We start from the raw sequence: 14,454 nt of genomic DNA, 5'->3' as shown, positions 1-14,454 counted from the left end.
GCATCAGTCGACGCGCAGATCCAGGCTCGACACCAGCGCCCGCCCGTGGTCGTTCAGCCCGATCACCTCGACCATGCTGCCGTGCTTGCGCAGGCGCTGGCAGATCTTGTCCAGCGCCTGGACGGCGGTGATGTCCCACAGATGGGCCTGCGTGAGATCGATGCACACCGGGCGGCCCGCGATGTCGCGCACGTCGAAGGCCTCGACCATCGCGTCGGCCGAGGCGAAGAAGACCTGGCCGGTGATCGTGCAGGTCAGACGTTCGTCACCGCTGAAGCGCACCGTCATCAGGCGCGAGACCTTGGCGGCGAAGAACACGCCGCTGAGCAGCACCCCCACGCCCACGCCGGCCGCCAGGTTGTGGGTGGCGATGGTGACGGCCACGGTGGCCAGCATCACCACGCTCGACAGCCGGGGATGGCGCAGCACGGCGCGGGCCGAACCCCAGTCGAAGGTCGAGGCGGAGACCATCACCATGATGGCCACCAGCGCGGCCACCGGCACCATCGAGACCCAGGGCTTGAGCAGCACCATCAGGATCAGCAGGAAGGCCCCGGCGAACAGCGTCGACAGACGGCCATTGCCGCCATAACGCACATTGCTGACGGTCTGGCCGATCATGCCGCAGCCGGCGATGCCACCGAACAGGCTGGCGCCCAGATTGGCCAGGCCCAGGCCGCTGCACTCGCGGTTCTTGTCGCTGGGGGTGTCGGTGAGCTCGTCGACGACGCTGGCCGTCATCAGCGACTCCAGCAGGCCGACCATCGCGATGGCGAGCGCGGGCAGCGCGATCAGGCGCAGCGTCTCCCAGGACCACGGCACCTGCGGCAGGCCGAAGCTCGGCAGGCCCTCGGGCAAGGCGCCCAGATCGGCCACCGTCTTCAGCGGCAGCCCGCCCACCTGGGCCGCCAGCGTCAGCACCACGATGCACACCAGCGGTGAGGGCACGACGGTGGTCAGGCGCGGCAGGCCGTAGATGATGACCAGGCCGGCGGCCATCGTCAGCCAGGTCTGGACGTTGGCGCCGATCAGGTGCGGCAGCTGGGCGGTGAAGATCAGCACCGCCAGCGCATTGACGAAGCCGGTGCGCACCGAGCCCGACACATAGCGCAGCAGCACGCCCAGCCGCAACAGGCCGAACAGCAGCTGGACCAGACCGGCCAGCAGACCGGCCGCCAGCAGGTACTGCAGACCATGGGACTGCACCAGCGGCGCGGCCACCAGCGCGACCGAGCCGGCCGCGGCCGACACCATCGCCGGCCGGCCGCCGGCGAACGCGATGATCAGGCTGATGACGAAGGAGGCGAACAGGCCGACGGCCGGATCCACCCCGGCGACGAAGGCGAAGGCGATGACCTCCGGAATGAGGGCGAAGGTGGCGACGGCGCCAGCCATCAGTTCGCGCGGCAGGCTGGCACCCCATTCGGCGCGCCAGGTGTGGGGATGGGAAGATGCGGAGGATCCGGACATGGGCAGGCACCCCGGCGCAGGGCCGGGGACGGCAGGAGGGGAAACGGCGAGGCTCTTCCGGGCCGCAGCGGCTGGACACCGGATGCGGACCCAGGACAGGCCGGCACGCCGCGGCTGGAAGAGGCCGCGGCGGCGGGCGACAGCCCGGACGATAGGGGACGGTAGGGGACGGTTCGGCCGACGGGGGACGCAGCGCCGTCACGGCCGTCAAGTCCCTCGGGTTCGCCAGCGCCGCCAGGGGTTCGAACCCCTCAGGATGCGCGGACGCTCAGACCACCGGCGCGGTCTCTCAGGGCGGCGTCGGACGGGAGCATCCCGAGCGGCGGCGACGCTGGCGGCGCAGCCCACCGATGGGCTGACGCGCGCACGCAACCCGGCGACCGCGCCCTGGACGGGCGCGTGACGGGCGATGGACGGCCGGGGCATGCACCGGCGGGATTGTAGGGAGAACGTCCACCGCTGCCGGAGGGCGTCTGCGGGCAGCGACGGGTGACCGCCCCGCGGATCAGGGCTGCATCACCGTGCTGCTGACCGTGAACGTCGACTGCACCGTGCCGCCGCTGTGCGTGCCGGGCGACAGGATCAGGCCGTTGAAGTTCTCGCCCTGGCTGGCCAGCGTGCCGCCGGCCACCAGGCTGTAGCTGCTGCCGGTGGTGATGGCCGCCGCGCCCACCAGCACCGAGCTGCTGGCCTTGGGCAGCGTGAACGAGAAGGCAGCCTGGCCGCTGGCATCGCGCAGCGTGTAGCTCTGCGCCGTGAGGCTGCGCAGGATCACCGTGTTCTGCGTGGTCACGCTGCGCGTGGGCGTGCTGTTGCGCCCGCCCGCGCCGATGAAGGTGCCGCCGGTGATGGTGAAGGTGTTGCTGTCGCAGTCCAGCCCGCCCTCGGCGCCGTTGGCGCCCAGCGCCACCACCACGCCGCCGGTGATGCTGAGCGTGCCGTTGGAGTCGATGGCGTCGTTGGCGCTGGCCGCGGCATGGATGCGGCCGCCGTTGATGACGATGGCGCTGCCGGCGTTCAGCGCGTCGTCGGTGCTGCGCACATCGATGTTGCCGCCGTTGATGGTCAGCACCGACTTGGCCTCGATGCCCTCGGGGCTCAGCGAGCTGTCGCCATCGGCGGTGTTGGTGTCCTCGTAGGGCGTGCCGGTGGTCACGATGGTGATCGTGCCGCCGTTGAGGGTCACGCGCGGATCGGGGTCGTCGGCCAGCGTGGTGGTGCTGCCGTCCTCGGCCGATTCCCACGAGGCGGTGATCGCCTTGTCGTGGCTGGTGATCGTCACCGTGCCGCCGTTGATGGCGATGAAGCCCAGCGGCTGCACCGTGTCTTCCTTGCCTTCCACCTTCAGGCCCTTGCCAGCCGGCGTGGTGATGGCCAGCGTGCCGCCGTCGATGACCACCGCGTTGTTGGCGCGCAAGCCGTCCTTCTTGGTGGCGGCCAGCGTCAGGCTGCCCGAGCGCAGGCGCACATGGGCATCGCTGGCCAGCGCATGCTTGGCCGCCGACGTGACCGCCAGGCTGCCGCTGCCCGAGAGCACGATCGGCCCCTCGCCGAAGAAGGCCGCCTTCAGGTCCATGGCCGTGCCGTCGGCCAGGGTGCGCGCGCTGTAGCTGCTGGTGTCGCCCAGGCTGTTGCTGCCGCTGAGAGTCACGAAGGCGCGCTGCTTCGATTGCAGGTTCAGTGCCGGGCCGTTGGCGCTGGCGATCGTCACGCCTTCCAGCGCCAGCTTGTAGGCGCCGCTGCTCAGCACGGTGACGGTGCGGCCGTAGCTGCCGCTGAGTGCGAACTCGGGCAGCGTGCCGGCGGGCAGCGCGGCCTCGATGGTCAGACCCAGGCTGTCCTCGGTGATCGTGACCACGGTGCTGCCGTCCAGCGTGATGCTGCGGCTGCTGCCGCTGCTGGTGGCACTGCTGGCACCGACGCTGAGCGTGCCGTCGCTGCTGCTGACCGCCAGCGTGTCCAGCGCGATGGCGATGCGGCGAAAGCTCAGGCCCTCGTGCAGATCGGCCGCGTTGGCGCCGGTGCCGATGTTCCAGGTCTCGCTGGACGTGGTGGTGGTGGTCGAGCCGGACGAGGTGCTGCTGCCGCCACTGTCACTGCTGCTGGCGGCGCTGACGGTCAGCACCGCGGCGCTGCTGGTCACCGCACCCGCGCTGTTGCTGACGGTGACCGTGTAGCTGCCGGCATCCGCCGTGCTGACGGCCGACAGGCTCAGGCTGGCGCCGGTGGCCGAGGCGAGGGTGACACCGTCCTTCAGCCACTGGTAGCTCAGGCCGCTGCCGCTGGCCACCACGCTGAAGCTGACCGCCGCACCGGCAACCACGCTGGCCGACGCTGGCTGGGTGGTGATGGCCGGGGCGGTGACGGTGCTGCTGCTGCCGCCCCCATCGCCGTTGCCCGAACTGGCCGTGCCGGAGGCGCTGGATCCGCCCCCACCGCAGCCGCTCAAGCCGACGGCCAGGGACAGGGACAGCAGTGCGGCGCGGAACACGCGAGCGGAACGGACGCGGGGCATGAGGGGTCTCCTGGGTGCGGGGCCCTCTGCCGCGCTCGGCGCTCACGACGCTCACGGCGCCCGGCAGGGGCCCGGGTGAACATTCGATGCCCGTCGTGTTTCGGGGGTGTGTGCGGGCCGCACGGCCGGGCCCCTGCCGACGGAGAGCCGGCACGCCGTGCCCGCCCGCGCCCCCCACGTTCATGCAGGGCCCCCACCCGCACCGGCCTTGACGGGGCCCGTATAGTCATCATCTTTTTGATGATGACCGGACCGCGCGCCGCCGCGGCCCGCACCGCCCATGTCGGACGCCCTGCCCTCACTCGCCCAGCGCGAACGCCTGGCCTATCTGGAGCTGCGGGCCTGGTTCACCGGTGAGCTGCGGCGGGTCGACCTGGAGACGCGCTTCGGCATCGGCCCGGCCGCCTCCACCCGCGATCTGGCCGCCTACCGCGCGCTGGCGCCCGACAACCTGGTCTACGACCCGGTGGCCCGCTGCCATCGGCCCGCGCCCGGCTTTCGCCCCTGCTTTCCGCCCGAACCCGACCGCGTGCTGACCTGGTTGTCGCACGGCTTCGGCGACGGCCTGCCGGTGGCCGGCCGCATCGCCCCGCCCTGCGAGGTGGCGACCGCGCTGGTGCGCCCCGATCTGCCTCGGCTGGCCGCGCTGACGCGGGCGATCTGCCAGCAGCAGGCGGTGGCCATCGACTACCTGTCGCCGGCGTCCGGCCCCTCCTCGCGCACCATCGTGCCGCTGGCGCTCGCCGACAACGGGCAGCGCTGGCATCTGCGGGCCCATGACCGCCAGCGCGGCCGCTTCATCGACTTCGTGCTGACGCGCATCACCGCCGTGCGGGCCCTGGACGGCCCGGCCGCCACCGTGGCCGCGCACGAGCGCCTGGCGGCCGACGCGCACTGGCAGCGCCTGCTGACGCTGGACCTGAGGCCCCATCCCGCGCTAGCCTGGCCGGCGGCCATCGCCGCCGACTACGGCATGGCCGATGGCCGGCTGCGGCTGGAGGTGCGCGCTGCGATGGCGGGTTATGTGCTGCGCCGCTGGTCGGTCGACTGCAGCCCCGACCACCGGCTGGACGCCCGCAGCCACCCGCTGTGGCTGGCCAATGCCGCGGTGCTCGACGGGGTGGACGGCGCGCTGCTGGCGCCCGGCCACACGGCCACCGCCCCGGCCACCGGATCTCCGCCGACCCGCCCCCCCACCCCTGCGGCCACGCCCCGGCGCCGCCCCGCCCCGCGCTCCTGATGTCCCCGACCCCTGAACACGGCCGTCTGGCCGGGCTGCTGAACTATCTGGTCGAACAGGGCCGCGCCGTCGATCCGCGGGCCTGGGTGCTGGGCCGCCAGAACGATTTCCGCCGCCTGGCCGAGGATCTGGAGCACCTGCCCGGCGTGCGGCTGGACGACCGCGTCAGCGACGATCCGGCCTGGCTGACGGTCGAGCGGCTGCAGCCCGCGCCGCCGCCACAGCCCGACGAGGAAGATCAGCCCTGGATCGTCTGGACCGACCGCCCCGATGGCGCGCCGCCGCGCCTGCACGAGCTGGCGCTGGCCCAGCGCCGCACCCGCGAGCTGACGACGATGGACCCGCCGGCCGCCACGCTGGCCGATCGTCAACGGCGGGAACGGGTGGCCTGCTCGCTGGCGGTCTATGCCGCGCACTGGCAGGCCTGGGCCACGGCGGAGGCCCCGCGCCGGCGCGCCATCGCGCTCTATGGCGAGCTGTTCGCGCTGCGCGAGCGGCTGCAGGCCGACGAGACGGCACAGCCGTCCGAGCTGGTCTGGGGCCTGGGGCTGAGCGCCTGGCGGCTGGATGCGCCGGCTACGGCGGCGGGCCTGGCCGGCGCCGGCATGGCGCTGCAGTACCCGCTGCTGACCCAGGCCGTCGAGATCGAGCTGGATCCCGCCGACCACACGATCACCGTGCGCCCGCGCGCCACCGGGCCGCGCCTGGAGTTCGACGCCTTCAGCGCCGCGCAGGTGCCCCATGCCGCCGAGGTCGAGCGTCAGGCCCGGCAGTGGCTGGCAGACGAGATGGCGGCCCGGCGCAACCCCGACCCCTTCGCGCCCGACAGCGTCGAGCCGCTGCTGCGCCTGACCGCCGGTGGGCTGGACCGCCACGGCGTCTTCGAGCCGCAGGCCCGCGGCCTGCCCGAGCCGGGGCCGCAGCTGCGGGTGACGGGCGCCTGGGTGCTGTTCATGCGGCCGCGGCCGGCCAACGTGCTGATCGAGGACATCCAGCGGCTGACGCAACGCATCGCCGCCGGTGACCCGCTGCCGGCCGGCCCGGCCGCGCTCGTCACGCCGCCGAGCGACGAAGTGCCGTCGATCGCGCCGATCGCCTTCCGCGGCCTGTGCAGCGGCAGCGGCCACGTCGGCGAGCCGCGCGAGCTGTTCTTTCCCCTGCCCTACAACCAGGAGCAGGAAACCATCATCGAGATGCTGGAGCGCTCGCCCGGCGTCTCGGTGCAGGGCCCGCCGGGCACCGGCAAGACCCACACCATCGCCAACATCATCTGCCACTACCTGGCCACCGGGCGCACGGTGCTGGTGACGGCCAAGGGCGAGCATGCGCTGGCCGTGCTGCAGGACAAGATTCCGCCCGAGGTGCGGCCGCTGACGGTGGCCCTGCTGGCCGGCGACAAGGAAGGGCTGCGGCAGTTCCAGGCCTCGATCGAGGCCATCGTCCACACGCTGTCGCAGCTCGATCCGCGCGCCAGCCAGGCGCAGATCGCGCGCACCCGCCAGGCCATCGACGCCGCCCATGCCGAGATCGCCGGCATCGACCGCCGCATCGACGCGATCGCCGCGCGGCAGCTGGCGCCACAGGTGATCGATGGCCAGACGCTGCGCGCGCAGGAGATGGCCGAGCTGGCCATCGACGGCGCGGGGCCGCACGGCTGGTTCACCGACGCGCTGACGATGGACGCGGCCCACGCGCCGCCGCTGAGCGAGGCCCAGGCCCAGGCGCTGCGCGAGGCGCGCCGCCGGCTCGGGCCCGATCTGGTCTATGCCGAGCAGACGCTGCCGGCCAGCGAGAGCCTGCCCACGCCCGCCGACCTGGCCGAGCTGCACGAGCAGCTGCGCGCCCGGCACGCGATCGAGGATGCGCAGGCCACGGGTGAGCTGCCCGCGCTGCGCACCTGGTCGCGCGAGGTGGTGGACGACGCGCGACGCCTGCTGGCCGCCATCGAGCAGGCGCTGCCGCGGATCGAGCCGCTGGACACCCAGGCCGGCCCCTGGTGGCGCAGCCTGCGCGAGCGCTGCCGCCGGCCCGACTTCGCCAGCGAATGCCAGGCCCTGCAGCTGCTGCTGGGCGAGCTGGACACGCTGGTGGCCGCCCGCGCGGCCTTTCTGCAGCGGCCGGTCACGCTGCCCGAGGGCGTGCTCGGCCAGCCCCAGGTGGCCGAGGCGCTGCAGCGCGGCGCGCAGACCGGCAAGCCCTTCGGCGTCTTCACGCTCGGCCGGGCCGAGGCCAAGGCGCGGGTGGCGGCCATCCGCATCAGCGGCCTGCCACCCGAAGGCGCCGCGGACTGGACGCACGTGCTGCGTTACCTGAGCCTGCACGGGCGGCTGCTGTCCTTCGCCGCGCGCTGGAACGTGGTCGCGCGCGAGCTGGACATCCCGGAGATCGACGCCGCCGTCGAGCAGCTGCGCGCCACCGAGCGCCTGGGCCTGGCGGTGCGCCGGGTGCATGCGCTGGCCACGCAGCAGGACCCGGCGCTGGTGGCGCTGGCCCGCCGCGTGTTCCTCGATCTGCCCGAACAGGACCTGCTGGGCGAGGCCGGCGGCCTGCAGCGCGTGGCCGGCCACCTGCGGCGCCACCTCGGCCGCGTCGACATCGCGCAGGCCGCGCGCACGCTGGCCGAGCACCGCGAGGCCCTGGCGGGCTGCGGCGGCCCGGTGGTCGAGCGCCTGCGCGCGGCGCTGGCCGACGGCCCGGGCCAGCGCACGCTGGGCGCCGACCGGCTGGCTGCGGACTGGGCTGGCCTGATGGCCGAACTGCGGCGCATCGAGCAGCTGCGCCCCGAGCTCGACCGCGTGGCCGAGCTGACCGCACGCATCGAGCAGTCGGGCGCGCCCGACTGGGCGCAGCGCCTGCGCCAGCCGCTGCCGGACCCCTCATCCTCACCGTCAGCCTCGTCGTCCTTCCCGGGGTCCGACGGCGACCCGGCACTGCCCGCGCGCTGGCGCGAGGCCTGGACCTGGGCCCGCCTGCGCCACCATCTGCAGGGCCTGGACGCCCGCGAGGAGCAGCAGGCACTGGCCCGCCGCCGCCGCGCGCTGGAGCAGGTGCTGGCGCGCCAGTACACCGATCTGGTCAGCCACAGCGCCTGGCTGCAGACCAAGGCCAACGCCTCGGCCAAGGTGCTGTCGGCGCTGGAGAGCTACCGCGTGGCCATCCGCCGCATCGGCCAGGGCACCGGCACCCATGCGCCGCGCTACCGGCGTGACGCCCGCCAGGCCATGCTCGATGCGCAGGCCGCCGTGCCCTGCTGGATCATGAGCCATGCCAAGGTCTCGGAGAGCATGCCGGCCGAGCTCGGCCGCTTCGATCTGGTGATCGTCGACGAGGCCAGCCAGTCCGATCTGTGGGCGCTGCCGGCCGTGCTGCGCGGCCGCCAGGTGCTGGTGGTGGGCGACGACAAGCAGGTGTCGCCGACGGCCGGCTTCCTGGAGGCCGCGCATGTCGAGCGTCTGCGCCAGCGCTTCCTGGCCGACCAGCCGCATGCCCGTGACCTGACGCCGGAGAAGTCGCTGTACGACCTGGCCTCGACCGTCTATGCGGCGCACCGCGTGATGCTGACCGAGCATTTCCGCTGCGCCGAGCCCATCATCGCCTACAGCAACCGCACCTTCTACCAGGACCAGATCCGGCCGCTGCGCATCCCGCACGCCAGCGAGCGGCTGGACCCGCCGCTGGTCGATCTGTACCTGCCCGCGGGCGTGCGCGACGCACGCAACATCAACGCCGCCGAGGCCGAATGCATCGTGCAGCAGATCGAGGCCCTCGTGGCCGATCCGGCGATGGCCGGGCGCAGCATCGGCGTGGTCTCGCTGCTGGGGCCGGAGCAGGCGCGCCACATCCACGATCTGGCCTGCCGCCGCATCGACATGGCCGAGCTGACGCGCCGCCGCTTCACCTGCGGCGACGCCTACGTGTTCCAGGGCAGCGAGCGCGACATCATGTTCCTGAGCCTGGTGGCGGACGCGAAGCAGCACCACGCGCTGTCCGGCCAGGCCCATGACCAGCGCTTCAACGTCGCGGCCAGCCGCGCGCGCGATCGCATGGTGCTGGTGCGATCGGTGACGGCGGCCGAGCTCTCGCCGCGCGACGTGCGGCGCGGCCTGGTCGAGCACTTCAGTGGCGCGGCGCAGGCCCCCCGCGCCGCCGATGGCGTGGGCGGGGCCGTCGCGCAGCCCGAGGTCGAACGGCCGCTGATCGAGCGCTGCGAGTCCGGCTTCGAGCGTGACGTGGTGCGGCGCGGCCTGGTCGAGCACTTCAGTGGCGCGGCGCAGGCCCCCCGCGCCGCCGATGGCGTGGGCGGGGCCGTCGCGCAGCCCGAGGTCGAACGGCCGCTGATCGAGCGCTGCGAGTCCGGCTTCGAGCGTGACGTGTTCGGCGCGCTGACGGCGCTGGGCTACCGCGTCACGCCGCAGGTGCGCGCCGGCGCCTACCGCATCGACCTGGTGGTCGAGGGCGCGGGCGACCGGCGCCTGGCCATCGAATGCGACGGCGATGCCTTCCACGGCCCCGACCGCTGGCCGGCCGACATGGCGCGCCAGCGCATCCTGGAGCGCGCCGGCTGGACCTTCTGGCGCTGCTTCGCCTCGACCTGGACGTTACGTCGCGCGGCCGTGCTGCAGGATCTGCAGGAACGGCTGCAGGCCATGGGCATCGCGCCGCTGGGTGCGGCCGGGCCCCGGCCCGGCGGGGTCGCGCAGCGGGTGTGGCCGCCGCAGGCGGCCTGAGCTCGGGCATGGCCGCCGCCCGCGGCGGCCGGCGACCTCAGCCCGCGCGGCGGCGACGCTGGCCGGCAAGGCCGGCAGCGCACAGGCCGAGCGCGGTCAGCGCCAGCGCGCCCGGCTCCGGCACCGCGTTCAGCACGGTCACCGTGCCATTGACGCCCTGGGCCAGCGTGCCGCCGGCGGTGAAGACGATGTTGTCGAAGTAGGCATCACCGGCCAGGCCGCGCGAGCCGTCCCAGTCCTCGAACTCGAGGTGCACCGTGCCGCCGACCAGGGTCGACCGCAGCGTGGCGACGTAGGTGTGCCACTGGCCGTCGTCGATCAGGTCGAACAGCGTGGGATAGCTGCCGGTGCCGGCCACCCAGTACTCGCGGTTGCCGGGGGTGCCGTTGCGCACGCCGAAGTAGCCGCCGATGTCGCCGGCCACGCTGCCCTGGCGCGGCAGGCCCAGGTAGTCGAACTGCACGGTGTAGACGTTGCTGCCGTTCAGGTCGGCGGTGCTGAAGATGCTGCCGGCCGAGCCCAGGCGGTTGAAGCCCAGCACGTGGTTGGCCGCGTTCAGCGGGTCGACCATGATGGCGGCCTCGTCGGGGCTGCGCTGGGTCCAGGCCGACAGGGTGCCCTCGAAGTTCTCGGTGAAGCTCTGCAGCAGCGGCGCGGCCTGGGCGGTGCCGGCCAGCAGGCCCACGGCCAGCGCGGCCAGACGGAGGGAGGACGTGGAGACGATGGCCGGATGGGTGTTCATGGGGCTTCCGCAGCGGTGGTGTGGTCAGGGCCGGAGCCCCGGGAGGGACGCCGACATGGGGACTTCATTGCAAACGCGATGCCAGAAACGGCCAGAAACGGACCGCCACGGCCCGGATCGGGCCAGCCGCCGCGATGGGCCGCCGGCGGCGTGAAGCGCGTCACGTTCGCGGCCCGTCCCCACCGGCCGGACACGGCGCGGCGGCCGGCGTGAGGGGTCGTTCCCGGCCACGCTCAAGCCGACGGCACGCCGGCCGACAACAGCGTCATGCCGTCCGCCCTGCCCACCTGCCCGTCGATCTGGGGTGATCCCCCCAGGGCGGCCGCCTTACGCCGCACGCCACCAGTCGATGGCGGACCGGCTGGGGTGGATGCCCCAGGGCCGGTGGCGGTCCGTCCGGGACAGCCATGAGCCCGTCGACGGCGCCCACCGCGCTGACCTCGCCGGGGCTGGACGGCCCGCAACTGGCGGCCTGGAGCGCGCTGGTGCTGCAGCTGCACCGCGGCAGCCGGCAGTGGGGCGCACGCCAGTTCCAGCAGCGCACGGCCGAGCTGATCCAGGAGCTGCTGCCGCACGACGGCCTGTGGTGCGGCGGCGGGCTGGCCGAGGCGCCGGATGCCGCCCGCTCGCCGACATCCAAACCGACACCGACACCACCGCCGACGCTGACCGCGCCCACGCCCACGCCCGGCCAGGGCCGCTGGCAGGCGCTGATGCAGGCCGGCGCCTGGCCCTGCCCCCCGCCCACGGATGCGGCGGCCGGCCACGTCGCGGAAACGACGCCGGACGTCCCCGCCACCGCGCAGGCCACCCAGGCCCGCCCCGCGCACGCGCCGCAGGTGCAGGCCGTGCTGCAGGATCCCGCCGACGCCACCGTCTGGGTGCTGGCCCTGCGCCGCGAGGCCGGCCGCCCCGACTTCACCGCGGCCGATGCGGCGGCGCTGGCCTTCATCCTGCCGCACCTGGTCGACAGCTGGCGCGAGTGCGCGCTGGCGGAGCTGTCCCGTCCGGCGGGCCGCACGCCGACCATCGGCCATGCCGTGGCCGCGGCCGACGGCCTGCTGCGCGTGTCCGACGCGCGCTTCCTGACGCTGCTGCGGCTGGAGTGGCCCTATGCCGAGCGCCACCGGCTGCCCGAGGTCTGGCTGCCGCCGGCGGAGCCGACCTGGATCGGCCGCCGGGTGGTGGCCGAGCTGCAGCCCCACCCTGACGGCGGGATCCAGGTGCGGCTGCGCCCGCGCTCGGTCGTCGACACGCTGACCCCGCGCCGCCGCGAGATCGTGCAGCGCTATGCGGCCGGCGAGACCGGCCCGCAGATCGCACGCGCGCTCGGCCTGTCGGAATCGACGGTCAACAACCACCTGGGCGCCATCTTCAAGCAGCTGGGCGTGCAGACCAAGCTGCAGCTGCGGGCGCTGGTGGACGGGCCGCGCTGAGCGGCCTGGCTGTTCAAAACAGAAATCCGTTTTCACGCGTTTACCCCGGTGCGCACCGGCGGGGCGCCACGTATAACTGCGTCACTGCACCCGGGTGCAGTTTTTTCGGCACCAGTCTGCACCCGGGTGCAGAAACGAGCAGGAGACACGCATGAACACCCTCAAGCCCTTCCGGACCCTCGCCCTCGGCACCGCGCTGGCGCTGTCCTTCGCCGCCCCGGTGATGGCGCAGGCCGGCCAGCCCACCATCCTGGTCGTCACCCACGGCCAGGCCTCGGATCCGTTCTGGTCCATCGTCAAGAACGGCGCCATGCAGGCGGCCAAGGACACCAACGTCAAGGTCGAGTACCGCGCGCCGGAGACCTTCGACATGGTGGCCATGGCCAAGCTGATCGACGCAGCCGTCAATCAGAAGCCGGCCGGCCTGGTCGTCTCCAACCCCGACCCGGACGCGCTCGGCCCGGCCATCCGGCGCGCCGTGGCCGCCGGCATCCCGGTGGTGTCGATGAACTCGGGCATCGCCGCGGCCGACAAGCTCGGCATCGCCTTCCACGTCGGCCAGGAGGAGCTGTCGGCCGGCCGCACCGTGGGCGCCGAGCTGAAGAAGCGCGGCGGCAGCAAGGTGCTGTGCGTGAACCAGGAGGTCGGCAATGCCGCGCTCGACCAGCGCTGCAAGGGCGTGACCGAGGGCTTCGGCGGCCCGGTGACGGTGATGCCCACCAGCGCCGATCCGGCGGAGATCGAATCCAAGATCCGCGCCGCGCTCAGCGCCGACAAGAGCATCGACGTGGTGCTGGGCCTGAGCGCCCCGCTGGTCGGTGAGCGCGCGGTGGCCGCGGTGCAGGGCATGGGCCTGGGCGCCAAGGTCAAGGTGGCCAGCTACGACCTGTCGGCCGGCTTCCTGAAGTCGGTCGCCGAAGGCAAGGCCGAGTTCGCGGTCGATCAGCAGCCTTACCTGCAAGGTTATGTGCCGGTCTCCTCGCTGGCCCTCAAGGCCCGCTACGGCACCCTGCCGGCCGGCCACGTGCCCTCGGGCCCGAGCTTCGTGACCAAGGCCACCGCGCCGCAGGTCATCGGCCTGTCGGCCAAGGGCATCCGCTGATCGCCCGCGGCCGCCCGCTCCCGGCGGCCGCGGCGCTCCCGCCCCGGCCGCCCCCGATCCCCCTTCCTGCATGAGCCCCCTGGAATGAACGCCGTGACCGGAACGCTCTCCCCTCCCGAGACGGGCCAGGCCCGCGCCGCCGACGAACGTCTGAAGCACGTCTCGCCGATGGCCGCCCTGATCCGTCGCCCAGAACTCGGCGCCATCGGCGGCCTGGTGCTGGTGACCCTCTTCTTCCTGTCGGTGGCCGATCCATCGATGTTCTCGCTGGCCGGGGTCATGAACTTCATGGCCCCCGCCGCCCAGCTCGGCATCCTGGCCATCGGCGCCGCGCTGCTGATGATCGGCGGCGAGTTCGACCTGTCGCTGGGCTCGATGGTGGCCTTCGCCGGCCTGGTCTTCGCCGGCTGCCTGGTGGTCTGGCAGGTGCCGCTGCCGCTGGCGCTGCTGGCCACCTTCGCCACCGCGGTGGCCATCGGCCTGGTCAACGCGCAGATCACGCTGCGCACCGGCCTGCCGTCCTTCATCGTCACGCTGGCCTTCCTGTTCATCCTGCGTGGCCTGACGCTGGTGGGCCTGAAGTGGGCCAGCGGCGGCGCCACGCAGCTGCGCGGCGTCAAGGAGGCGGTCGAGGGCAGCGTGCTGGCGCCGCTGTTCATGGGCCACACCTTCACCGGCCTGTTCAGCTGGATGGCCGAGCGCGGCTGGATCGCGCGCTTCGACAACGGCCAACCTGCGGTGACGGGCATCCCGATCGAGATCCTGTGGTTCATCGCGCTGACGGCCGTGGCCACCTGGGTGCTGCTGCGCACGAAGTACGGCAACTGGATCTTCGCCGCCGGTGGCGATGCCAAGGGTGCGCGCAAGTCCGGCGTGCCGGTGGCCCGCGTGAAGATCGCGCTGTTCATCACCACCGCGGCCTGCGCCGCGCTGGTGGCGGTGCTGACGGTGCTGGACGCCGGCTCGACCGACGCCCGCCGCGGCTTCCAGAAGGAGTTCGAGGCCATCATCGCCGCGGTCATCGGCGGCTGCCTGCTGACCGGCGGCTACGGCTCGGCCATCGGCGCCTTCTTCGGCTCGATCATCTTCGGCATGGTGCTGATCGGTCTGACCTACACCGGCATCGACCAGGACTTCTACCTCGTCTTCCTCGGCGGCATGCTGCTGCTGGCGGTCATCTTCAACAACATCGTGCGCAAGCGCGTGACCGGGGAGCGGTGAC

8 protein-coding genes are annotated in these 14,454 nt (G+C 73.2%); 5 read left to right on the top strand and 3 right to left on the bottom strand.

What is annotated here, in order from left to right; all coding sequences use genetic code 11:
- Positions 1-3: 3 nt before the first annotated feature.
- Both AACH11_RS21080 and AACH11_RS21075 read right to left on the bottom strand, forming a co-directional pair.
- Positions 4-1,470, bottom strand: coding sequence for a SulP family inorganic anion transporter (locus tag AACH11_RS21080; RefSeq protein ID WP_341376245.1), 1,467 nt, complete (start codon positions 1,468-1,470; stop codon positions 4-6).
- Between the two features lie 505 nt (positions 1,471-1,975).
- Positions 1,976-3,985, bottom strand: a complete 2,010-nt coding sequence (locus tag AACH11_RS21075; protein ID WP_341376244.1) for a carbohydrate-binding domain-containing protein — start codon at positions 3,983-3,985, stop codon at positions 1,976-1,978.
- A gap of 280 nt (positions 3,986-4,265) precedes the next feature.
- Between AACH11_RS21075 and AACH11_RS21070 the strand changes: the two genes are divergently transcribed.
- Both AACH11_RS21070 and AACH11_RS21065 read left to right on the top strand, forming a co-directional pair.
- On the top strand, positions 4,266-5,225 hold the full coding sequence (locus tag AACH11_RS21070; protein WP_341376243.1) for a WYL domain-containing protein: 960 nt from the start codon (positions 4,266-4,268) through the stop codon (positions 5,223-5,225).
- Positions 5,225-9,952: an AAA domain-containing protein gene (locus AACH11_RS21065; protein WP_341376242.1), complete on the top strand. Its 4,728-nt coding sequence runs from the start codon at positions 5,225-5,227 to the stop codon at positions 9,950-9,952. The genes AACH11_RS21070 and AACH11_RS21065 overlap by 1 nt, the downstream gene beginning before the upstream one ends.
- Positions 9,953-9,989: 37 nt before the next feature.
- Here the strand turns inward: AACH11_RS21065 and AACH11_RS21060 are convergent, their stop codons facing one another.
- Positions 9,990-10,694 carry a PEP-CTERM sorting domain-containing protein gene (locus AACH11_RS21060; RefSeq protein WP_341376241.1) on the bottom strand — a complete coding sequence of 235 codons (705 nt, stop codon included), beginning with the start codon at positions 10,692-10,694 and terminating at the stop codon, positions 9,990-9,992.
- A 407-nt stretch (positions 10,695-11,101) separates the two neighbouring features.
- Here AACH11_RS21060 and AACH11_RS21055 point away from each other — a divergent pair, with 407 nt between their 5' ends.
- From AACH11_RS21055 to AACH11_RS21045, 3 genes are all read left to right on the top strand, one after another.
- Positions 11,102-12,130, top strand: a complete 1,029-nt coding sequence (locus AACH11_RS21055; RefSeq protein ID WP_341376240.1) for a helix-turn-helix transcriptional regulator — start codon at positions 11,102-11,104, stop codon at positions 12,128-12,130.
- Positions 12,131-12,281: 151 nt separating this feature from the next.
- The gene (locus AACH11_RS21050) at positions 12,282-13,232 is read left to right on the top strand and encodes a sugar ABC transporter substrate-binding protein (RefSeq protein WP_341376239.1); all 951 of its coding nucleotides are present in this window, start codon (positions 12,282-12,284) and stop codon (positions 13,230-13,232) included.
- A gap of 84 nt (positions 13,233-13,316) precedes the next feature.
- Complete coding sequence (locus tag AACH11_RS21045) at positions 13,317-14,453, top strand: ABC transporter permease (protein WP_423228789.1); 1,137 nt, start codon at positions 13,317-13,319, stop codon at positions 14,451-14,453.
- The last annotated feature ends 1 nt before the right edge of the window (position 14,454 follow it).

The organism is Pseudaquabacterium rugosum (genome assembly GCF_038066575.1).
Lineage (GTDB): Bacteria > Pseudomonadota > Gammaproteobacteria > Burkholderiales > Burkholderiaceae_C > Pseudaquabacterium > Pseudaquabacterium rugosum.
The sequence above is the reverse complement of the archived record's forward strand: the minus strand, read 5'-3'. Positions and strand labels throughout refer to the sequence as shown.